The sequence below is a fragment of the Gardnerella sp. DNF00550 genome, from assembly GCF_049262685.1.
Taxonomy (GTDB): Bacteria; Actinomycetota; Actinomycetes; order Actinomycetales; family Bifidobacteriaceae; genus Bifidobacterium; species Bifidobacterium leopoldii.
The window spans coordinates 495,030-517,357 of record NZ_CP058397.1 but is presented as its reverse complement, the minus strand read 5'-3'; the positions used below and the strand labels follow the sequence as shown (position 1 = coordinate 517,357).

At 39.7% G+C, this 22,328-nt stretch carries 21 protein-coding genes; 3 read left to right on the top strand and 18 right to left on the bottom strand.

Going from position 1 to position 22,328, the window contains the following annotated elements:
* Positions 1-27 precede the first annotated feature (27 nt).
* The 3 genes from HXT29_RS01840 (at position 28) to HXT29_RS01830 (ending at position 3,845) form a co-directional block, all read left to right on the top strand.
* The gene (locus HXT29_RS01840) at positions 28-2,661 is read left to right on the top strand and encodes a DEAD/DEAH box helicase (RefSeq protein WP_004574255.1); all 2,634 of its coding nucleotides are present in this window, start codon (positions 28-30) and stop codon (positions 2,659-2,661) included.
* 109 nt (positions 2,662-2,770) lie between these two features.
* On the top strand, positions 2,771-3,118 hold the full coding sequence (locus HXT29_RS01835; RefSeq protein ID WP_004106625.1) for an RNA polymerase-binding protein RbpA: 348 nt from the start codon (positions 2,771-2,773) through the stop codon (positions 3,116-3,118).
* Complete coding sequence (locus tag HXT29_RS01830) at positions 3,111-3,845, top strand: HAD hydrolase-like protein (protein WP_004574259.1); 735 nt, start codon at positions 3,111-3,113, stop codon at positions 3,843-3,845. Before HXT29_RS01835 ends, HXT29_RS01830 begins: the two co-directional genes overlap by 8 nt.
* A 644-nt stretch (positions 3,846-4,489) precedes the next feature.
* Here HXT29_RS01830 and HXT29_RS01825 read toward each other — a convergent pair.
* The 18 genes from HXT29_RS01825 to uvrC form a co-directional block, all read right to left on the bottom strand.
* Positions 4,490-5,095 (bottom strand): MerR family transcriptional regulator, encoded by a 606-nt coding sequence (locus tag HXT29_RS01825; protein WP_410299649.1) that lies wholly within the window; start codon positions 5,093-5,095, stop codon positions 4,490-4,492.
* The gene (locus tag HXT29_RS01820; protein WP_004106618.1) at positions 5,073-5,513 is read right to left on the bottom strand and encodes an FHA domain-containing protein; all 441 of its coding nucleotides are present in this window, start codon (positions 5,511-5,513) and stop codon (positions 5,073-5,075) included. The genes HXT29_RS01825 and HXT29_RS01820 overlap by 23 nt, the downstream gene beginning before the upstream one ends.
* Before the next feature lie 18 nt (positions 5,514-5,531).
* A complete protein-coding gene (locus tag HXT29_RS01815; protein ID WP_004574263.1) occupies positions 5,532-6,368 on the bottom strand; it encodes a DUF881 domain-containing protein in 837 nt (278 codons plus the stop codon).
* A gap of 3 nt (positions 6,369-6,371) precedes the next feature.
* A complete protein-coding gene (locus tag HXT29_RS01810; RefSeq protein ID WP_004106615.1) occupies positions 6,372-6,704 on the bottom strand; it encodes a small basic family protein in 333 nt (110 codons plus the stop codon).
* Positions 6,705-6,706: 2 nt separating this feature from the next.
* Positions 6,707-7,756, bottom strand: a complete 1,050-nt coding sequence (locus HXT29_RS01805) for a DUF881 domain-containing protein (RefSeq protein WP_004106613.1) — start codon at positions 7,754-7,756, stop codon at positions 6,707-6,709.
* Positions 7,757-7,775: 19 nt separating this feature from the next.
* Entirely contained in the window at positions 7,776-8,381 is a 606-nt protein-coding gene (locus HXT29_RS01800) for a CDP-alcohol phosphatidyltransferase family protein (RefSeq protein ID WP_064340298.1), read from the bottom strand.
* Positions 8,382-8,504: 123 nt separating this feature from the next.
* Positions 8,505-9,170: a ribulose-phosphate 3-epimerase gene (rpe, locus tag HXT29_RS01795; RefSeq protein WP_004574269.1), complete on the bottom strand. Its 666-nt coding sequence runs from the start codon at positions 9,168-9,170 to the stop codon at positions 8,505-8,507.
* A gap of 79 nt (positions 9,171-9,249) precedes the next feature.
* A complete protein-coding gene (gene lgt / locus HXT29_RS01790; RefSeq protein WP_004106607.1) occupies positions 9,250-10,167 on the bottom strand; it encodes a prolipoprotein diacylglyceryl transferase in 918 nt (305 codons plus the stop codon).
* 42 nt (positions 10,168-10,209) lie between these two features.
* A complete protein-coding gene (locus HXT29_RS01785; protein WP_012914196.1) occupies positions 10,210-11,241 on the bottom strand; it encodes a phosphatidate cytidylyltransferase in 1,032 nt (343 codons plus the stop codon).
* Between the two features lie 33 nt (positions 11,242-11,274).
* The gene (gene frr / locus HXT29_RS01780) at positions 11,275-11,829 is read right to left on the bottom strand and encodes a ribosome recycling factor (RefSeq protein WP_004106603.1); all 555 of its coding nucleotides are present in this window, start codon (positions 11,827-11,829) and stop codon (positions 11,275-11,277) included.
* Positions 11,830-11,848: 19 nt separating this feature from the next.
* Complete coding sequence (pyrH, locus tag HXT29_RS01775; RefSeq protein ID WP_004106602.1) at positions 11,849-12,598, bottom strand: UMP kinase; 750 nt, start codon at positions 12,596-12,598, stop codon at positions 11,849-11,851.
* Positions 12,599-12,773: 175 nt separating this feature from the next.
* Positions 12,774-13,625, bottom strand: a complete 852-nt coding sequence (tsf, locus tag HXT29_RS01770; protein ID WP_004106601.1) for a translation elongation factor Ts — start codon at positions 13,623-13,625, stop codon at positions 12,774-12,776.
* A 100-nt stretch (positions 13,626-13,725) separates the two neighbouring features.
* On the bottom strand, positions 13,726-14,544 hold the full coding sequence (gene rpsB / locus HXT29_RS01765; RefSeq protein WP_004574276.1) for a 30S ribosomal protein S2: 819 nt from the start codon (positions 14,542-14,544) through the stop codon (positions 13,726-13,728).
* Positions 14,545-14,853: 309 nt separating this feature from the next.
* Entirely contained in the window at positions 14,854-15,342 is a 489-nt protein-coding gene (locus HXT29_RS01760; protein ID WP_004106598.1) for a peptide deformylase, read from the bottom strand.
* A 64-nt stretch (positions 15,343-15,406) separates the two neighbouring features.
* Positions 15,407-17,446, bottom strand: coding sequence for an AMP-dependent synthetase/ligase (locus HXT29_RS01755; RefSeq protein ID WP_004106596.1), 2,040 nt, complete (start codon positions 17,444-17,446; stop codon positions 15,407-15,409).
* Positions 17,447-17,733: 287 nt separating this feature from the next.
* Positions 17,734-18,324, bottom strand: coding sequence for a hypothetical protein (locus HXT29_RS01750; protein ID WP_004106594.1), 591 nt, complete (start codon positions 18,322-18,324; stop codon positions 17,734-17,736).
* 366 nt (positions 18,325-18,690) lie between these two features.
* Positions 18,691-19,821, bottom strand: coding sequence for a GuaB3 family IMP dehydrogenase-related protein (locus HXT29_RS01745; protein ID WP_004106592.1), 1,131 nt, complete (start codon positions 19,819-19,821; stop codon positions 18,691-18,693).
* A gap of 67 nt (positions 19,822-19,888) precedes the next feature.
* Complete coding sequence (gene uvrC, locus HXT29_RS01740) at positions 19,889-22,231, bottom strand: excinuclease ABC subunit UvrC (RefSeq protein WP_004106589.1); 2,343 nt, start codon at positions 22,229-22,231, stop codon at positions 19,889-19,891.
* Positions 22,232-22,328 lie beyond the last annotated feature (97 nt).

Here is a 22,328-nt window from a genome sequence, read left to right as displayed (position 1 = left end):
CATATAAGAAAGCGACTAATACTTTTTATGTCTCATTTATCACATAAAAAAGACTGCAAAAATAAATCAAGCAATCCAACTGACTGCAATGAGAATGATGTAGTATTATCTCCTTCACAACGTTTCGCAGCTTTTAAAAATACAATGAAGCACGAGCGTTCAATGGCATCTAAATTTGAGCGTTCTTTGTCTTTTGAACTTGATGATTTTCAACTTGATGCTATTGATGCACTAGAAAATGGCAATAATGTTTTAGTTGCTGCTCCTACTGGAGCTGGTAAAACTGTTGTTGCGGATTTTGCTGTATTTCTTGCGCAAAATCGCAATGTAAAAGCTTTTTACACAACGCCTATTAAAGCTTTAAGTAATCAAAAATATCACGATTTCTGCGAACTGTACGGCTCAGACAGAGTAGGGTTATTAACTGGAGATACTTCTGTAAATCCTGAAGCAGACATTGTTGTAATGACTACTGAAGTTTTAAGAAATATGCTTTACGAGCATTCGATTACGTTGCAATCTTTAGGTTTTGTCGTTCTTGACGAAATTCATTATCTTGCAGATAAATTCCGCGGAGCTGTGTGGGAAGAAGTTATTATTCACCTTCCAAAATCGGTGAAAATTATTGGGTTGTCTGCAACTGTTTCAAATGTTGAAGATTTTTCTGCATGGCTAGAATCAGTGCGTGGAGAAACTCATTTGGTTGTCGACGAACACAGACCCGTGCCTTTAGAAAGACATGTTGTTATTCAAGAGGATTCTGCAACTGAGCCTGAGTTACTCGATTTATACGACCATGACAATAATGGAAACGTAACTAAGCGCGTTAACCCTGCATTGACTAGGAAACTTAATGAATTTGAGTACCGCGCTCGTCGCCGTAAAGAATCTTACAGCGATAGCAAATACCGTTACAGAAAAGGTAAGAAGCACAGTATTAACGGGGGAGTTGCACAGTTAGATAAATGCGCGAAACGACATACTCCTCGTCGCTGGGCTGTTATTGACGAATTAGATTACCTAGGAATGCTGCCAGGAATTTATTTTATATTCTCTCGTTCCGGTTGCGATCAAGCTGTTCAACAATGTTTAAACGCAGGATTAATACTTACATCTGATGAAGAAATGTACGAAATCCGTAAAATTGTTGACAGTATGGTTGCAAATCAACTTTCTAAAGAAGATTTACACGCTTTAAGCTTTGAGCGTTTTCGTTTTGCTCTCGAACAAGGATTTGCAGCACATCATGCAGGTATGATTGCGTTATTCCGTCACATTGTTGAAACTCTATTTGAACGCGGACTTATTAAAGTTGTTTTTGCAACAGAAACACTTGCTTTAGGCTTAAATATGCCAGCTCGAAGCGTTGTTGTAGAAAAGCTAGTAAAATTTGACGGTACTGGGCATGTACCTCTTACACCTGGAGAATTTACGCAACTTACAGGTCGTGCTGGAAGACGTGGAATTGACGATATTGGTTACGCAATTCTTGTAGATCATGCTGATTTTGTTCCTCAACAGGCTGCAGCGCTTTCTAGTAAACGCGTATACCCACTACATTCCAGCTTCGTTCCTACGTTTAATATGGCAGTTAATTTGCTGAACTCAAGCGATGCAGATACTGCTCGAACAACACTAGATCGTTCTTTTGCTCAATGGGAAGCTAATGCTTCTGCTGAACGTTTACATAATCGCATGAACGAACTTGAAACAGCTCTTAAAGGCTATGAAGAAGCATTCCACTGCGAACATGGGGATTTTGCTGAATTCTTACAATTACGTATGAAGCTTAAAGAAGCTCAACACGATCAACGCCGTAAACTGAAACATACTTTATTCCACACAGATGCAGAACGCACAGCAGCGTTTAAAGCGCTGGATGATGTTATTGCAAATCTTAGAGAAGCTGAGCGAACGCATCCGTGTGCAGGTTGTGCAGATATTCAACAACATTTGCGTTGGGGCTACCATTGGATTAGAGAACATAAGGAACTTGATCAAGTACGTGAACGCTACGAATCTCGTACTGGTTCTGTTGCTAGAACTTTTGACCATATTTGTGACGTATTGTACAGTTTGGATTATTTACAATCTGAAGATTCTTCACAAAACCAAATTTTGCACCTTACTGAGCGCGGTCAATTGTTAAGAAGGTTGTATAACGAACTAGACATTGTATTTGCTGAAGCTATTTGCGAAGGAATTTTTAATAATCTTTCACCGCTTGAATTATTATCGTGCTTGTCTGCATTAGTTTATGAATCTAGAGGACCTGCAGGGGGAGAACCTAGACGATATCCAGGCGGCAAGGATGGCGCGATATTTAATACAGTATTGCGAATGAAAGAATTATTTATGCGTACTAGCGCATTATGCGCAGACGCTCATTTGCCAGCGTTAAGACCGCTTGAATTTGGTGCTGTAGATATTATGTATGATTGGGCTAATGGTGCTGATCTAGCTGAAATTTTGCGCAATACCGACAGCACTGGAGGAGATTTCGTGCGTCAAGCTAAACGTCTTATTGATTTACTTACTCAACTTTTCGCAGCAGGAGAATATTTACAATCTATAGATGGCGTAGATAAAAATCTTTCTTCGTGCGCTTATGAAGCTGCAAAACTATTAAACCGTGGAGTTGTTGCATACTCAGATGTATAAGTATGAGCATATACAAATAAAACGCATGTATTTTGTATATATAAATCGTTTTTATATATATAGTCCGTGCAATTCGGTAATTTTATAAAGTACTACACAAGGAGATACTATGGCAGAACGCAGTTTACGCGGTATGAGCATTGGTGCGAAATCATTAGAATCTGACGATAATGTAGATTTCGCGGCACGAAATGATGTTGTGTATGTGTGCCCAAAGGGACATCGCACGATTCTTCCTTTTGCTCAAGGCGCAGAAATTCCTGAAGAGTGGGAATGCCGCTGCGGCACGATTGCACATCGCGAAGGCGACGATGATCGTCCAGATGATGATTTCAACAAGCCTTCTAGAACGCATTGGGATATGCTGCTTGAACGTCGTAGTGAAGAAGAATTAAAAACTTTACTAGACAAACGTCTAAAAATGCATCATGAGGGCTGGATTCCTGACTATGAGTGAATTCTCGGTGACTTCAGGATGCACTAGTCGTCGCATTATTCTGCTTGATCTTGATGGCACATTAACAAAGTCAGATGCTGGTATTATTACTTGCGCAAAGCTTGCATTGAAAGAATTGAAACAGCCTATTCCGGACGATGCTGAAATGCATCGTTTTATAGGTCCTTCAATTTTAGAATCTCTTCAACGCAATAATGTGCCTGAATCGCTGCTAGCAAAGGGACTTGCTACGTATCGCAAGTATTATTCTGAAGTAGCAACTTTTGATGATCCAAATAATCCTGGTAAAAAGATTCCAGGATGCCTACTTAACAAAGTATACGATGGAATACTTGAGCAACTCACAAAACTTCGTGAAGCTGGATATTATTTAGCAACCGCATCTTGCAAGCCAGAATATCAAGTAAAGCCTATTTGCGATTATTTTGGTTTAACGAAGTATCTTGACGGAATTTATGGCGCTAGCAAAGATATGTCGCGCATTAGCAAAACTCAAGTTATTCGTTATGTTTTTGATGAGATTGATTACAATCCAGAAAAAGGCGACAGAGCTTTGATGGTTGGAGACCGCTGGACTGATGCCGACGGAGCAAAAGATTGCGGCTTGGATTGCTTGGGATGCGCTTGGGGCTATGCTGAGCCTGGCGAGCTTGAAGCACACGGATCTTACAGAATTATTGATAGCGTAAGCGAATTAAGCACTGCAATTTGCGAATATTTCGCTTAATCTAATCAGAATTTTTGTCGTAACGGCTTTTTCTTTACACCCTCGTAAAGTTTCGGTCGTTTTTTGGCGGGAAAACGGCTTTTTCTTTACATACATGCACAGTTTCTGTCGGTTGAGCTTATTATTTGACTAGATTTACTTGATATTTATCCGATAATGTACGTTATGTCAAATTAGAGATAAACAATCAAACACAACCAACAAAATCTCAACTACTATCAAATAATATCCCTATTGATACTTCTTACTAAATAATCTAAGACTTGCAGCTTCGGTACGCACAAAATAGCATGACAAAAATATTGACAAAAATAAGCGCGATAATAATCACATATGACGCAATCAGCGTTGATCTCATTAATAACCAATAATCATCGCGAACAAATCCAAAATCGCGAACAATATGCAAAAGCATGTACGCAAGCATTGCGCAAGGAAGCCCACAACAATGCGTAATAACAATACTCCAAGGCATTAAACCAATAGAATTTCTCTTATTACTATTGCTAATACTATTTGCCTTCAAATAAGCATTTTTTCGAAATTTTACTAAAAAACGCACGCAAGCAAATAAACTATAGAAAAACAATGATACTGAAGCAAACCAGCAAATAACAGCGATAATAACAACTACAAACATGCCATTATCCCCACGTTTCCTGAACAAGACTCCATGAGTTTGAAGATGTATGAGAAGTAGGTTTTGAATAAGATTTGCGAGTAGACTTACTACTTTTTTCTTCAACTTGCGTAGCATCAACAGAATTTTCAGAAGATAAGTCCTCTTCAACTCTAGAAACAATGCGGCCAACAGCAATAGCAAATACTGCTAAACCAGAAGCAAGCATACGACGCATATTATTTTGATTCTCATCGCACTCTTGAACAGATTGACCATCACAAATAATAGTCATATTTCTCAAACGCTCTTCTGAGTATCGATTAAGAAAAATAATAGCCGTAGTAACATTAACTAAATTAACGCCAGCATCAAGCAGCCTTTTAGCTACAGCCATAATCGCAATATCCTTAAAAGAATACAAACGACGAGAACCAGAACCGCTAGATGCATGAATTGAAGGCTCTATAATGCTTTTACGAGCCCAATAATCGAGTTGCCGGTAAGTAATACCGGCAACCTTCATAGCGACACTACCACGGTATCCTGAAGCGTGATCAGCAGACAGAGAAAAATTAAAAAGCTCCCCCTGTACTGCGTTAATCACATTATCGGACTGTGACTGCGTCATGTGCGAAAAATACCAGTCTGAATTTGCCAATCATAATTTCATCGCCATTATGCAGCACTGATTCATCAACACGTTCACGATTTACATACGTACCATTTAGACTTCCAGAATCTGAAATGCTAAACACGCCATTATGGCGCTTAAACACTGCATGAGCACGCGAAACAGTAGAATCATCTAACAAAATATCAGCATGCGAATCGCGCCCAACTGTTACTAAGTCTTCATCGAGAAGATAGCGAGAACCAGACACTGCTCCCCTAGTTGAAATCAACAACGCAGTACCAGGACGTAGTTTCGCTATAGTATCAAAATCATCCTGCTGCATAGGACGATCTGAAGTTGTATTCATTGGAATATGAATAGCTGGCATACCAATAATAGTGGTTTCGCCAGCTGTAGGAATCGGTTCAGTCATACTTGCTATTCTACCTTGTTACTCGACTGGTTTTGCATATTCGTACTGTTTTGGTTCGCGTGTCGAAGTAATTTCTACCTCATCAGGCACTGAAACCATTACAGAAGAACCAAATTTAATTTTTAAACGCGACCCAACACCGCCTGCAATATTAACAGCATTTTGCAAATTCTGAGGGTCACCAATTGCTTTCACAATATAAGGAGGATCAATCATAATATTGTCACATATAAGACCATGCTTAGTTTGTGAAATATAGCTTGAAGTAACTATTCTCACACCGTTAATAGACATAACTTCTACGCCAGCATTTCGCAATTCCTCTATTAGCTGAAACATCGTAGCGGCATCAATATTCTCTTTTTCACCTGCGGTAATGTGAACTACAATACCTTTACCTACTGCCGGCAGACGTCCAGAAATAAGACCATTTGCTTGAGCATTCTGCTGAGCAATGCGACGAGCTTCATCTTGTTTATCTACTGCTTCACGCAACGAATTAAGCTGACCTGTTAATTCACTTTTTCGGCTTTCCAAACTCTGAATTTGAGAATGAGTTTCTGTAATAAGACGCGTCAACTCCTCTTCACTCATTGTTTCATACAAAAGTGAGTTACTACGATTAACTTGAATCATGTACGCAAAACCTAATAAAGCGCAGAGCAACATCATTAAAAAGCCCGTAAATATACGCGCCCGCGTCACATGACCACTTAGTGAAGATTTTACTTTACGATGAACTGCTGGGAAAGATCCAGTTTGAGTTTCATCACTTTCACGATCATGCGCTTTTTGACGACGCATTTTATGAAGAATATCATCACCTTGTGGAGAATGAGAAAACATTGAAACCATATGCTAACTCCTGAAGATGAAACGACGAATTGCAGAAACGTTAGAGAAAATACGAATTCCTAAAACAACAATAACTGCAGTTTGTAATTGTGCACCTACACCAAGCTGATTTCCAAGTAAAACAAGCAACGTAGCTGCTATAACGTTTGAGAAGAATGAAATAACAAAAACTTTATCCGAAAAGTTTCTTTCAAAATATGCACGTGCAGCACCAAGCAACGCATCTAGTGCTGCAACGACCATAATAGGTAAATAAGGCTGAATGACAATAGGAATATCTGGATGAACAACAACTCCAATTAATACTCCCAAAATTAATCCAAAAATCGCTGCCATGCTTATCTCCTAATTCTCTCGTTGGCAAAACTGATATCGCCTGTGTTTGCTGCGCTGAGTCGTATAACTCTCGAAGGTGAAACCTGTGGATTAATGCCTGCATTAGCTAAAGATGCGTACCATTTCATGCGTTTCATATCATTACACTGTTTAATTAAATCATCAGAATCGCCAATAACTTCAATAACATATGGACTTTGAGTTTGATTAACTCCAATAAGAATAGTTTGGCCAGCAACACGAATAGAAGTTTGTGCTCCAAGTCTATGCCCATTAACAGAAATAGCTTCAGCGCCTGCTTTCCACAATAATGATACAAATTGTTGAATATCGCGATCTGTAACTAATCGCATTCTTGCGCCATTACTCTCGCGAGGCAAAGAACCGCTATTCACATCGCTCGAAGCAGAAATAGGATTAGCAATAGTTACAGTAATCCCAGAACCTTCTACAGCATGAGTGCCATTAACCATATCATCTGATTTACTAACTTCATCCTCTTCAGGCGTAGTAATTTTTTGCGACTCATGATCTACGTTATTTCTCAATAACGTTACTTCTTCTACAAGCTTATCGAAACGAGACGTATAACCTGACAACTCATTAGCTAATGAAGAACGTATTGCTTTTCTAGGATCAGTGTGTAACTTACGAACAAACTGACTCCCAACAGTACCGATAGAAACACACAATAAAAATACTATAGCTCTAGTGAACCACAGATTAAACGGTTTAACAGGTTGTTTACTTAATCTTGCATCCATAAACATTGGATCAACCGGACGATTAGTTAAATCATCAATAAGACGCAAAGCATAATCGTCAATATAACGTCTACGATCATGATTGTGAGCAAAACCACTAGGAGACATTACAACATGATGCGTTGAAATACCAGTAAATGAGTGCGAGAATAATGCTCTACGCCTAGTTAACAACATTCCATCAGGAGCAGCAAAAGACATTGGCATAGTGCTTTTATGAGACGTATGTTTTACATCTAAATCTTTGATACTATCTTTTAAACTAACAAATTCATCTTGCTTAGTCATATGTGCGTACACGCCTTATTTAGTTTTTTCTTGACTTAGCAAGTAACAAATAAGCTTGCATATAGTAAAGCAAGCCAGCATACCAATATAGAGCAATACCCCACACTCCACATGCAAGTGCAGCAGCATAAAGCAGGAACATAGACTCAGTAGCTACAGCATAAACAATCATTAAAGAAACGATCGAAAGCATAAGAAGCGCTGTACCAGCTTTACCTACAAAGTTAACAGGCAAAGGACCATAATCTCTTTGCGCAAGTACTATTACAAGTACAGCCATAATAACATCACGCAATACTACTAATAAAAGTGCCCACCAAGGGATAATCATTGCAACAGCTAAAGCTAACGTACTGCAAAAAATCAATAGACGATCAGCTATAGGATCAAGGATTTGACCCAACTTACTAACTTGATTCAAAGTACGAGCAATATAACCATCAAGACAATCAGAAAACGCAGATATTGCTAAAACAATAAGAGCAAAAGTCATCTGATGCTGTGTAATAAGCCAAGCAATATAAGGAATTGAACATATGCGCAAAAAACTGATTAGATTAGGTATTGTCAAAACTCGATTCATTGCTTCAGGACTATATTCCTGATTAATAACGAACTTAGTCATAATATCTTCCTCATACGAAATCACTCAATTAATCAGCATATATTCGCATCAAAAAAACTCGCTTGTTGTGCAATACTTAATATGTTGGGGACATATTTCATGTCCCCAACATACATCTAATATTTATTCGTGCCAAGCAGCTTTTGCAGTATTACGAATAGCTTCAATCGCCTCTTTAGGACTTTCTGCTCCATAAACTGCAGAACCTGCAACAAGCACATCAGCACCAGCTTCAGCAACTATTGCTGCAGTTGAAGGGCTAACTCCTCCATCGACCTGAATATGAGTCTGCAATCCGCGACGAGTAATTTCGTCACGTAAACGGCGAACCTTATTCATTTGATTAGCTAAGAACTTCTGTCCACCAAAACCAGGCTCAACAGTCATAATAAGAACCATATCGAATTCATCAAGAATATCGAAAATAGGTTCAACTGGTTCTGCAGGACGCACAGCAAAGCAAGCTTTACAACCCATATCGCGAAGCTGACGAGCTAATCTCACTGGAGCATGAGTAGCACCCATATGAAAACTCACAGAAGCAGCTCCAAGCTTAGCGTATTCTGGAGCCCAACGATCTGGATCCTCAATCATCAAATGTACGTCAACTGGAAGTTTAGTAACCTCACAAATTCGCTTAACAATTGGTTCACCTAAAGTCAAGTTAGGTACAAAGTGATGATCCATTACATCGACATGAACAAGATCCGCATTAGATATTGCATCAAGGTCACGCTCAAGATTGCAAAAATCTGCGGAAAGAATGCTAGGTGCTATTTGTATATTCATGTGTACTATTCTAGAAAATGCAAGCGACTAGTTTTATAAAAACAAAATTTTTAAAATTGCTTTTTCAAATACTTGAATCTTATTTACTAGAAGTATTCTGAGACTCACGTTCTCTTTCGTCTGAAGTTATATCTATAAGTCGTTCAACAAGAGAATCACGAGTACTAGCACTCTTTTGCAGCAAAGCAAAAACAATAGTTGCACAAATAAATACGATAATAGAAACCCAAACATTAATGCGAACACCTAAGAAAACATGTGAAAAATCAATTCGCAATGCCTCAATCCATACTCGTCCGATTGTGTACCACATAACATAAAGTGCGAATACGGAACCGGCTTTTAACTTCTTAGCTATAACTTTGCCAAAATAAATAAGCAATGCAGCACCGATGAAATTCCAAATCATCTCGTACAAAAATGTTGGATGAAATAATGTGCCTTCTGGGCACGTTAACCCATCATAACATCTTTCACTATGACCTATTGCTTGTGTGGTATCATAATTTAACTTCAAACCCCATGGCAAGTTAGTAGGAGCTCCGTAAAGTTCTTGATTAAACCAATTCCCCAATCTTCCTATACCTTGAGCAATAAGCACTGCAGGAGCTGCACAATCAGCTAGTAATCCAATAGGATATTTACGATACTTGCATAACACACAAGCAGCCAATGCGCCTAAGAATATGCCGCCCCAAATTCCTAGACCACCATTCCAAATTCTAAATATTTCTAAAAAATCACCATTAGAGCCAAAAAACTTTTCTGGAGTTGTAATAACGTGATACAAACGCGCGCCAATTATTCCAGCAGGAAGACTGACTAAAACAAGATCAAGTATCTGGTTAAAATCTCCTCCAAGACGCTTCCATCGACGCGTAGTAATCCACATTGCAACCAAAATACCGGCAAGAATACTAAGAGCGTAAAACTTTATGTTTACAAAGCCAAGAGAAAATTGCGAAATACTTGGCGACGGGATAAAACAGACTGTCATGGCGTCGATATTAGTCTAAGCCCACGATTGCGACAGATAAATTCAGAAATGAGCAAGTTGCAAAAGCACAAGCAGCACAGGACCGCACAGCAAAATAGAATCTACTCGGTCAAGAACACCACCATGACCTTTTAGCAAATGCCCCATGTCTTTAATACCAATATCTCTTTTAAGCATAGAAGCACACAAGTCACCGAATGTGCCAATGATTCCAGAAGAAATACCCATGACTAATGGCATCCACCAGAAATTGAACCAAGAGGAACCATAAAAACCTGCAATAATTGCATATGCTCCTATAATTGCAAAAAGCATTGAGCCTATTAAGCCTTCTACAGACTTCTTAGGAGAGATTCGCGGAGAAAGCTTATGTTTGCCCAACCATGCACCAGCAAATAATCCGCCAGTGTCACTTAATGCAGGTAAAAATACCAAAAGCATAGCGTGAGCAACTGCGTATTTTGTATTTGTAAGAGCTAATACAATGCAAGAAGCTAAAAGTGGAATGTACAACACCACGAATAGCGAAACAGACGTATTCGTAAATAAAGTATGTTCGTATGATGAGCGGTTAGAACCATCGAGCTTTTTTTCTACAGCTTGCATCGTTCTATCTGAAATAGTACTGCTAAGAGTCGCACAAATTACTGTAAGAAGCAAAGATGCAGTAATTCCACTAGCCATAGCAACAGCATGCCATTTTGCATAGTATGTTGCAAAAATAGTTACAAGCGAACATATTGATAACGTTACGAAAGGAATACGCAAACCGAGAGTTGCAAAATCAACATGTAATTCCCACAATGCCAGAACCATAAAAATGGCCATAAGCACTATAAAGACATCAATGCTAATAATTAAGCAAGAAACAATTGCTACAACTAGTATTGCGGCAGTAGCAATTGCTTGAGGCATATTCCTGCCCGTGCGACGATTAATATCACTTAAAGTTTCATGGGTGCCATGTGTAGCAGTATCTGCTTTGTCAAAAGACAATCCTACTTCTGATGCAGTTTTTTCAGCATTTGCTTTACTGACTTCATTGGCAAAATTATGCTGTTTTATTTGACTCATACGGCACCCATTCAGTTTGAAACTACAAAAATCTCAGACTTCCATAATTTCTTTTTGCTTACCTTCAAGCAAAACGTCTAAAGAATCAGTAACTTGCTTAGTTACTTTATCAAGCTCTTTTTGTAAACGATCGCCTTCATCTTCGCCAAGTTCACCATCTTTAACAGACTTGTCAATAGATTCCTTAGCTTTGCGACGAATATTGCGAACTGCAACTTTGCCTTCTTCTGCTTTATTCTTAGCAAGCTTGACGTATTCCTTGCGACGCTCTTCCGTGAGCTCTGGCATAGTAACACGAATAACATTGCCATCACGATTAGGGCTTACACCTAAATCAGAATCGCGAATAGCCTTTTCAACAGCATTCGCTTGAGAAGCGTCAAAAGGCGTAACTGAAAGAGTTCTAGGCTCTGGAACACCAATAGATGCAACAGCTTTAATTGGAGTTGGAGCACCATAATAATCAACCATAATTCCGTTTAGCAAAGCAGGATTAGCACGACCGGTGCGAATACCCATAAAATTCTCTTTAGTAGCTTCAACAGACTTATTCATCTGTTCACGGGCTTGATCAATTATTGCTGACATGTGTTCTCCTTTATAATATTTAAGCAAATGTTGGCTCTGCATTAGACACTAATGTGCCAATAGATTCTCCAACAAGAGCACTAGTTACGTTACCTTCGCCCTCAAGACCAAACACACGAATTTTTTGATTATTATCGCGAGCCATAGAAAGCGCAGACGCATCCATAACAGCTAAACCATCAACGATAGCGCGATTGTAGTTTAATGTTAGGAACTTACGAGCAGTAGAATCTTTACGAGGATCAGCACTATATACGCCATCCACACCATTCTTGCCCATAAGAACTTCATCGCAATGAATTTCCAATGAACGTTGAATAGAAACAGTATCAGTAGAAAAATATGGCATTCCGGCACCAGCACCAAAAATAACCACACGACCCTTTTCAAGGTGACGAATTGCTTTCAACGGAATATAAGGTTCTGCAACCTGACCCATTGTAATAGCAGTTTGTACGCGAGTTGCTTGCCCTGCTTGCTCAAGAAAATCCTGAAGAGCCAAGCAGTTCATTACAGTGCCCAACATACCCATATAATCGCCACGGCTACGATCAATACCTGCTTGCTGCAGTTCTGCTCCCCTAAAGAAGTTACCGCCGCCGACAACAATAGCAACCTGAACGCCTTGATTCACTGCAGCTACTATTTCGCCAGCAATCCTACGAATAACATTAGTATCAATACCAACAGCGCCACCACCGAATGCTTCTCCAGAAAGCTTTAATAAAACCCTACGGGACTTTCCTTCATCCGTTTGTGCAATAGCCATACAGATTCCTCCAGTCATAACGGCGAATGAGGTATATCTTTGTCAGTTTATCTATCAATAACGACACTCAAAACGCACGTTAAGCTGGAAAATGAATATAAAAAATGGGTTGCGCACAACTTGTGCACGCAACCCTATATACAAGAACAAAAATAAATTCTTATATAATTAGTGCTTATTCAGCAGCACCTTTGCCAACCTCAACGCGAGCAAAGGCAAGAGCGGTGCCGCCAACTTCCTTGAACAAGTCACCAACGCTCTTGGATGGATCCTTAACGTATGCCTGCTCGAGAAGTACAGTTTCCTTGAAGAAAGCGTTCATACGTCCTTCAACAATCTTTGGAACAATCTTCTCTGGCTTGCCTTCAGCCAAGGACTTCTCGGTTGCAACGCGACGCTCAGATTCCAAAACTTCTTCTGGAACATCTTCGCGGCGAAGCCACTGCGCACCCATAGCGGAAATCTGCAAAGCAGCTTCGTGAGCAACCTTTGCACCAGCCTCGTCAGTAGCAATCATGGAAACGATGCTTGGAGGCAATTCCACAGACTTCTTGTGAGCATAAATCTCAACGTGTGGACCGCTTACCTTAGCAACCTGACCAACCTTGACGTGCTCGCCAAACAAAGCTGCTGCTTCTTCAACAGATTCCTTAACAGTTGCGCCATCAGCTGGTGCTGCAAGTACTTCTTCAGCAGTAGAAGCATTAGCTTCAACAGCATGGTCAAGAACAGTGTTTGAGAATTCCACAAACTTTGGTGTCTTTGCCACAAAGTCAGTTTCAGAATTCAACTCAACTGCGTAACCAGTTTCGCCTTCAGCAGACTTAACAACCTTAGAAGCGATGGTACCTTCCTGAGCCTTACGACCTTCACGCTTACCAGCTGCCTGAATACCCTTAGCGCGGATGATTTCCTTAGCGCGGGCAACGTCGCCTTCAGCTTCAGTAAGAGCCTTTTTAACGTCCATCATGCCGGCGCCGGTTTCTTCACGCACCTGCTTAATCAACGCTGCAGTAATTGCTGCCATTTTGTTCTCCTCGTATCAATATGATTCTTAAAAGCTGCAAAAAGCAAAATCAATTGGATTTTGCAGCTTCTAGATAAGAATCTGGTTGCAAATTAGCTTATCAGGCGTTTGCCTCAGTATTTTCTTCCTTGGCAGGCTTAGCTTCAGCTTCGCCTTCCTTGGTGAGCAATTCCTTCTCCCAAGCTGCCATTGGCTGAGCATCATTACCTTCAGACTTAGCGCCCTTACCGGCATGCTCAAGCAAGCCTTCAGCTACAGCATCAGCCATCAAGCTGGTCAATAACTCAATGCCACGAATAGCATCGTCGTTAGCAGGAATTGGATACTCAACAGACTCAGGATCAGTGTTGGTATCAACAATTGCCACAACTGGAATACCAAGCTTATGGGCTTCTTCAACAGCCAAAGCTTCCTTGTTAATATCAACAACGAACATGGCGGATGGAGTGCGGTTCATGTTGCGAATACCACCGAGCTGCTTGGAAAGCTTGTCCTTCTCGCGCTCGAGAAGCAAAAGTTCCTTCTTAGTCAAGCCGGATCCACGAACATCACTGAAGTCCATTTCCTCAAGTTCCTTCAAGCGCTTTACGCGAGTAGAAACAGTCTGGAAATTGGTCAACATACCGCCAAGCCAACGCTCGCAAACATAAGGCATGTTTACGCGAGTTGCCTGATTCTGTACAGCTTCCTGAGCCTGCTTCTTAGTGCCCACGAAGAGAACAGTGCCGTTGTGAGCAACAGTCTGCTTGATGAAGTCATAAGCCTTGTCGATCATGTCGAGAGACTTGAACAAATTGATGATATGAATACCATTGCGCTGGGTAAGAATGAACTGCTTCATCTTTGGGTTCCAGCGACGAGTCTGATGACCGAAGTGCAAACCAGCCTTCAGCATTTCGCTCATGGTAATCTGTGCCATATCTATATACCTTTCTTGTCGGTTATTTCCTGGCCATGTCTGTTCGCATGCAACTTGGCTGACACATGCCTAAATCCAAGCCGACCGACACGAACGGACGCGTACATGGCGCGTATTTGCGAATCCGTGTAGACAATAAAAAGCGAGCAATCATATAACGCGGCAATACTCATGCTCAAAATGGACACGCAGAGAGTGATTATATCAGATACTCAATACCAAAAATCGGCATCCTTGTAGCAATAAAAGCAACAAAAATGCCGATAACTTTTAAAAAATTATTTACACATAACGCATAAAAACTAAAACTTAGCTACGCATATTATTGCGCAACTCACGCAACGCTTGACGGCGCACATCCTTTTCAAGCCTATCTAAATAAATATGACCATCTAAATGATCACACTCATGCTGAATCATTCTAGCCATAAGACCTTCACCTTCAAGCACTACAGTCTTACCATCTAAATCAATTCCACGAGCTCTAGCATAATTTGCACGCCTAGTTTTGTACCATAATCCCGGAACAGAAAGGCAACCCTCGTCGTCGTACTGTTCACCTTTTAGCTCTTCAATTACTGGATTTAGAATATAGCCAATTCGACCATTTATATTGTAAGAAAAAGCTCTAAAACTTACACCAATCTGATTAGCAGACAATCCAGCTCTACCTGGATCATTTACCGTTTCCAATAAATCATCGACTAAATGTTTCACAGCTGGCGTAATTTCACGAATCTCATCACAAGGAGTTCGCAATACGGGATCCGGAACAATACGAATTTTTCTAATAGACACTCGATTACTCTTTCTTTTATGTAAGTAGGAATAACGAAAAAACAACTACAAATATGTAAGCTTTTTACTCGACATGTTCATTATGATCACTATGCGATGTCGAAGAGGAATCTGATGAAGATTCTTCACCAAAACGCTTCAAATGATTCGCAGCTTGATCGATAGCTTGACGTACTCGAGGAGTTACAGCTTCTTGAGCCTGCTTAACAGTCTCCTGTGCTTGCTTAACAGTCTCAGTAGTTTTATCGAGAATCTTTACAGTTGCTGGCAAAGGACGAGTATTAGGCTTTGGAGCATACAATTGCGTTTCGATAATATCAGCATAGCGAGCAAGAATCTTCGGACGAACAATCTTCATACTTGGAGTCAAGGTTCCAGCATCTTGAGTAAATTCATCTTGCAAAATAACAAACTTACGAACAGACTCAGCGCGAGAAACAGTACTATTAGCTTGGTCAATAAATTGCTGAATTACTGAACGCACTGCTTCGTTAGTAGCAATCTCACTCATAGTAAGGTTAACATCCATACCCTTATTCTTTAGCCAAGAACGAACCATATCTGGATCAAGCTCAATTAAAGCAGAAACAAATGGCTTACCATCGCCCACTACTACAGCATGAGAAACTAATGGGCATTGAGCAATAATACCTTCCATAGGAGCAGGACTTATATTCTTGCCACCGGCAGTAATAATAATATCTTTTTTGCGACCAGTAATAGACAAGAATCCTTCATCATCTATTGAGCCAAGATCGCCTGAATGCAACCATCCATCTTCGTCAATAACTTCTGCAGTAAGCTCAGGCTTATTGAAATATCCCATAAATACGTTAGGACCTTTAATAAGCACTTCATCGTCGTCAGCAAGACGGATAGCTATACCAGGACCAGGTCGACCTACAGATCCAACTTGATTTGCATGCTCAAAATTAACTACACAAGGAGCGGCAGTTTCAGTCATTCCATACCCTTGAATAAAAGTAATACCATCAAGACCATTAAAGAAATGAGCCAAATCAGCATCCATTGGAGCTCCACCGCAAGCTAACCATGAAAGATTAGGACCTAAAGCTGAACGAATAGAAGAACCAACTGTTTTCATGTACATCGCATGATTCATGCGTGCAGCAAGAGAATGAGTTTTACCTTCAACATTGTCGCGAGACCATTGAATGAAATGCTTTACAGCTTTAGCAAAGATACGACCCTTTATGCCAGCACCAGCTTTTTGTGACGCAGCATTATAAACTTTTTCAAAAACTCTAGGCACGCCAAGTAAATACGTAGGCTTAAAACTACGCAAATCAGCCAAAAGATGCTTAGCATTAGGCACATATCCAATAACACCGTGAGCACCAATAGCAACATATTGAATGTACCGAGCAAAACAATGCGCCAATGGAAGGAATAAAAGCAAACGATTTGGTTTGCATAACATATCGTTAAGAACATCGTAACCAGCAAAAACAATATGCGTAAAATTACGATTTGAAAGCATTGCGCCTTTAGGTCTACCAGTCGAGCCAGAGGTGTAAACAATAGTAGCTAAATCATCTGCCTTAACAACATCAACAGCTTTATTAAGCTCATCCTCAGTAATAGATCTACCAAAATCAACAACTGCTTCCAAGCCACCAGCTTTGAAATTAAATACGGTTTTCAAAGTTATATGTTTATGATCCTGACGAACACGCTCTAAGCATTGAGCATGCGCATCGTCTCCAGCAAAAGCAATAACTGGCTTAACTTCATCGATAATGTCAGCTGCCTGCAATGCTGAATCTGTTTCATAAATAGGAACGCTTACAGCACCAATACATGCACAAGCAAAATCGACAATACCCCACTCATAACATGTAGCAGAGTAAATAACAACTTTGGAGCCATGCTGAACTCCGAGTGCTATTAAGCCTCGAGCTACTGCACGAACTTTCGCGAGCATTTCAGATGAAGTAACATCATGCCAACGACGAGTTTCATCGTCTTGCCATTGAGCAACCAAGTCTTGTGGGCTACGCATAGCACGATTGGCGAGTAAGGAATAAATGGTATCACCGTCTTGAGTTGGGTGAATGGCTTCTACAGCAAATTCTCGGAGCATATTATTTATTGTACTTGATAACAGAATCGACACGACTGCACGAAGTACAAAAAATAATACTTAATATTGTCATTTACAAACAAACACTGGGAAAAAACTTAGATTCTACAAGTCGTACAAGTTAGAATGTTTAATCTTACAAAAGTGAACCCCTTTATTGCTAAAATTGTTGAAAAATCAGCAAATCAAGCAATAAGGGGCTCATATTTATTTGAATATATGTACATAAGTCTTCAAACGCATTATCATAGATGTCTTATTTCAGCTACCTACTATAAGCGACGATTTTATCCTAGATCTGCATACGTGCAAATCCAACGATTATTTTTCAATTCCAAAGATAACGACGCCCAGTATTTCACAGGTCCTGCACAAATGCGCACAACACCTTCAAAATGATTCGGGCTGACTAGCATTCCATTAAACAAACTCGGAACTGCAGGAAAACTACGCACAGCAGAGCGAGTTTCCGAATCGTTATTATCAGTGAAATACTCATCCATCAGTTTCCACATGTTAGTTAATTTAGTAATACAACTTTTTGTTAAAAGCTGCGACATTGCTGGAGAAATAGGCCTACCTCTCGAAATATCTGCAGCTATGCAAGCAATTTGACAAGTTTTTAAAGCTAAATTAACAAAAGCCTGCTCATCTCTACTGTCGAAATAACACATTCCAACATGGTATTTCAAGCATTCACGCGAAAAACCAACACTAACTTCACCCTCATATACAGGCAAGCTAATACGAGGTCTACAGAAAACATGTGGAGGATCCTCGTCATTGTTTTTCTTAGTCTTTGAGGACTTATCTTTCAGCTCATCATCACTGTAATCGTTATCTTCCATGCCATAGGCATCAGCAAAATCTATCTTCATGTTTCTCTCCTGTTTTAACAATTATTTAAAACTGTTGTTATTTAAAACTTGTTAAGCTTATATTTCTACAAACTAAACGAGTTTAGATAAAAGCTTACAACGTAATTTTTCTCTAACTGCGTAATTAATAAAAATGTGGATAAATTACAAAATATTCGTCGTTTTTATTGAAAATAAACGATTTTATGCGTGTTGAATTATACACATTACGGTTTAAAAGAATAGCAAATATAGCTAAAAAATCATATTTATGCATAAATCAATAGAATGTTCATATAGATATAACAATTTTGAAAACAAAAATGGCGGCTCAGAGCAAATTACTGAACCGCCATATTTTATGCAATAAGCATCATACTTATAACACTAACGAATATCCTGATGGAATGGGTTAAATACTACGTTGCAACGCTGGAAGCTCTTAACATCAACATAACCTGTAGAAGCCATTGTTCTGCGCAATGCACCAACAAAGTTTGTAGTACCATCTGCTTCATGACTTGGACCGAAAAGAATATTTTCTAACGGAGCCACAGTGCCAACATTTGAGCGCATGCCACGAGGAAGTGATGAATGGCGAGCCTCAGCACCCCAATGAGTGCCATGACCAGGAGCCTCAGTTGCGCGAGCTAATGGAGTACCAAGCATAACTGCGTCAGCTCCAACTGCAAGAGCCTTAATAAAGCTGCCGGAATTACCCATTCCTCCATCAGCAATAATTTGCACGTAACGACCGCCGGATTCATCCATATAATCCCTACGAGCTTCAGCAACATCCGCAATGGCAGTAGCCATAGGTGCTTGCACACCTAAAGTATTCATTGTTGCGGATACTGCTCCGCCGCCAAATCCGACTAAAATACCTGCAGCTCCAGTTCTCATCAAATGAAGAGCAGAAGTATAATCCGCGCAACCTCCAACAATAACAGGGACATCGAGATCGTAAATAAACTTCTTTAAATCAAGAGGTTCATGATCTTTAGAAACATGTTCCGCAGATACTGCTGTTCCGCGAATCACAAATAAATCAACACCAGCTTCTAGCACAGTGTTATATAATTCTTGCGTGCGTTGTGGAGAAAGAGCTCCTGCTACTGTCACTCCAGCATCTCTGATTGTATGCAAACGCTTTGCAATCAATTCTGGTTTGATTGGCTCAGTATAAATCTCCTGAATGCGGCGGGTTGCAATATTTGACGGCATCTCAGCTATTTCTTTTAACAAAGGTTCTGGATTCTCATATCGAGTCCATAAACCTTCTAGATCAAGAACTCCAAGACCACCCATTTGACCAATTGCAATCGCAGTATCCGGGCTAGTAACAGAATCCATCGGAGCAGCAATAATTGGGATATCAAACGTGTAAGCATCTACTTGCCATGAAGTAGATACAGCTTGAGGATCACGCGAGCGGCGCGAAGGAACAATAGCAATATCGTCAAGCGAATATGCAACTCGGGCTTTTTTGCCCAAACCAATTTCAATTTCCTGAGACATACTTCTTAGGCTAGTGCCTTATGCTGACGAGTTACGACTCATAGTAAGACTCATAGTAATTCAAAAGCTATTTATCATTATTTTTACGCAAAGCACTGTATATAGCTTTTGCTTTATTCTCGCCAATTCCAGGTACTTTTTGCAAATCTTCTAATGAAGCATTTTTCAAAGATTTTATTGAACCAAAAGATGCAAGCAAACGCTTGCGATACACTGCTCCAATTCCAGGAATTGCATCAAAAGTAGAATGCAATGAACCTTTTCTTCGCAATTTACGATGATACGAAATAGCAAAACGATGAGACTCGTCTCTAGCACGCTGCAATAAATACAATCCTTCTGAGCTTCTCTTAAAAATGATTGGATAATCTTCGTCAGGAAGCCACACTTCTTCAAGCTTCTTAGCTAAACCACAAACAGTAATATCACTTACGCCAGCATCTCTCATAGCTCTTTTAGCAGCTTTTGCTTGTTCTTTTCCTCCATCGACAATAATTAATTGAGGTTTATAAGCAAAATGCCGCGCACTAGTCAATGAATTACCTGAAAAATGCTTATTAGAAATACTGTTAGCATCGCAAATATTAATATCAGATGAGTCAGATGTATCTGATGTATCTGATGAATCTGATGCATCAAGCCTATTTTCTGCATAAACATCTTTATGCTTAAACCTTCGCAATAATGTTTCATAAACAGCACTTAAATCATCTATTTTACCATCACCATGTTCACCTCGAACCGCAAAATGACGGTACTCACTAGGACGAGCAACACCATCTTCAAAAACAACCATAGAAGCAACTTGATAACTGCCATCAACTGTATTTGAAATATCATAACATTCAATTCGCAAAGGAGATTTACTCATTCCAAGCGCTTTTGCTATTTCGTTCATAGCTTCTGTTCTCATATCTATGCTGTTAATACGGCTAGATTTTATTCGTTTCAATTCCTGACTAGCATTATCGTTTGCACGATCCATAAGAGCACGTTTTTCTCCGCGCTCTGCAACTCTAATACTTACTTGAGAACCACGAATATTGCTAAGCCACAATTCAAGCTCTTGCTTACGTTCATCAGAAATTTTAATTGGAACTATAATCTCACGAGGAACAGGCGAAATAGGAGCAAGTAAATCCTCACGACCTGTTCTCTCTTGACGTTCACGACGAGTTTTAGTAGCTTGCGCTCGCAATATTACATCAGTTGCAGTAGCTTGCTGCGTAGAGCTAACAGCGTCGCGAACTTTCTTAATGCTAATAGTATCTTCATGGTTTTGTGTGTAATTTTGCTCATATTCTGCGTATACGCGAGTTAATAAATCAGCTATAAGATCACTGTCACTGATATGCTCATTTCGTTCTACCGACCAATTTTTCTCTCCACGAATCATTCCAGCTCTGACAAAAAATACATGAATTGACGCTTCAAGCTCATCTCCGCAGAATCCAAAAACATCTGCTTCTACATCATTGTCAAACACAACTGCATTTTGTTGCAAAATAGTGTTCAAAACAGCAATTTCGTCACGCAATTTAGCTGCACGCTCAAATTCTAGCTCTTCACTTGCTTCTTTCATCTCATTCTTAATTTGTGAAATATAAGACTCTCCAACACTGCCTGTAAGTATGCCAACTACATGTTCTACCATCTTGCGATGTTCGCTAGGATCTATGTTTCCTATACAAGGAGCTGAACATTTACCAATCGAAGCAAATAAGCAAGGTCTACCAGTCCTATGAGCTTTGCTAAAAACAGAGGATGAGCATGTGCGAATAGGAAAAGTTTTAAGTAAAGAATCTAAACTATGACGAAGAGGCCACACTTTTGCATACGGACCAAAATATCTAGCATGCCGCGCACTACGATTTCTAGTAATCCATACTCTTGGAAAAGTTTCCTCTAGCGAAACTGCAACATAAGGATATGTTTTATCGTCACGAAAAACTACATTAAACCTAGGATTAAAAGCTTTAATCCAAGTATATTCAAGTGTAAGAGCCTCAAATTCAGTGCTTACAACAGTCCATTCCAAACTGCGAGCTGTAAGAACCATAGATTGAGTTCTAGGATGAAGTTGGTAAAGAGGTTGAAAATAATTCGCTAAACGATTGCGTAAATTTTTTGCTTTTCCAACGTAAATAACTCGCCCCTCGCCATCACGCCACTTGTATACTCCAGGTTGCGCTGGAATATCACGAGAAGCTGGACGGAATAAATCACGGGTATCACCAAGCAATGGAGCTCCTAATGCATTTACTCTTTCATCATCAAATGATGAATCTTTCGAAAACTGTTCATCTATTATTGCTTGCGTTTTACGCCATTTTTCACTATCTCTCATCCTATTTTCTTCTTGCAAATCATATGCTTTATAAGAATTTTTATTAAGATCATTATCTTTCATTTTCACCTCCTTTCCTAAACAAGATTTATGCAACTATTCATAAGATTTGTCGAGTAAATTTCTCAGTTCAGCAAATTACAGATCGGTAACTTTTTTG

Coding starts and splice junctions, on each gene's coding strand:
- pyrH (WP_004106602.1), bottom strand. CDS start 12,598: ATGGCTATTGCACAAACGGATGAAGGAAAGTCCCGTAGGGTTTTATTA.
- lgt (WP_004106607.1), bottom strand. CDS start 10,167: ATGACAGTCTGTTTTATCCCGTCGCCAAGTATTTCGCAATTTTCTCTT.
- HXT29_RS01750 (WP_004106594.1), bottom strand. CDS start 18,324: ATGAAGATAGATTTTGCTGATGCCTATGGCATGGAAGATAACGATTAC.
- tsf (WP_004106601.1), bottom strand. CDS start 13,625: ATGGCAGCAATTACTGCAGCGTTGATTAAGCAGGTGCGTGAAGAAACC.
- HXT29_RS01745 (WP_004106592.1), bottom strand. CDS start 19,821: ATGTCTCAGGAAATTGAAATTGGTTTGGGCAAAAAAGCCCGAGTTGCA.
- rpsB (WP_004574276.1), bottom strand. CDS start 14,544: ATGGCACAGATTACCATGAGCGAAATGCTGAAGGCTGGTTTGCACTTC.
- frr (WP_004106603.1), bottom strand. CDS start 11,829: ATGTCAGCAATAATTGATCAAGCCCGTGAACAGATGAATAAGTCTGTT.
- HXT29_RS01820 (WP_004106618.1), bottom strand. CDS start 5,513: ATGACTGAACCGATTCCTACAGCTGGCGAAACCACTATTATTGGTATG.
- HXT29_RS01785 (WP_012914196.1), bottom strand. CDS start 11,241: ATGAGTCAAATAAAACAGCATAATTTTGCCAATGAAGTCAGTAAAGCA.
- HXT29_RS01815 (WP_004574263.1), bottom strand. CDS start 6,368: ATGGTTTCAATGTTTTCTCATTCTCCACAAGGTGATGATATTCTTCAT.
- HXT29_RS01755 (WP_004106596.1), bottom strand. CDS start 17,446: ATGCTCCGAGAATTTGCTGTAGAAGCCATTCACCCAACTCAAGACGGT.
- HXT29_RS01840 (WP_004574255.1), top strand. CDS start 28: ATGTCTCATTTATCACATAAAAAAGACTGCAAAAATAAATCAAGCAAT.
- HXT29_RS01835 (WP_004106625.1), top strand. CDS start 2,771: ATGGCAGAACGCAGTTTACGCGGTATGAGCATTGGTGCGAAATCATTA.
- rpe (WP_004574269.1), bottom strand. CDS start 9,170: ATGAATATACAAATAGCACCTAGCATTCTTTCCGCAGATTTTTGCAAT.
- HXT29_RS01810 (WP_004106615.1), bottom strand. CDS start 6,704: ATGGCAGCGATTTTTGGATTAATTTTGGGAGTATTAATTGGAGTTGTT.
- uvrC (WP_004106589.1), bottom strand. CDS start 22,231: ATGAAAGATAATGATCTTAATAAAAATTCTTATAAAGCATATGATTTG.
- HXT29_RS01800 (WP_064340298.1), bottom strand. CDS start 8,381: ATGACTAAGTTCGTTATTAATCAGGAATATAGTCCTGAAGCAATGAAT.
- HXT29_RS01825 (WP_410299649.1), bottom strand. CDS start 5,095: ATGACGCAGTCACAGTCCGATAATGTGATTAACGCAGTACAGGGGGAG.
- HXT29_RS01805 (WP_004106613.1), bottom strand. CDS start 7,756: ATGACTAAGCAAGATGAATTTGTTAGTTTAAAAGATAGTATCAAAGAT.
- HXT29_RS01830 (WP_004574259.1), top strand. CDS start 3,111: ATGAGTGAATTCTCGGTGACTTCAGGATGCACTAGTCGTCGCATTATT.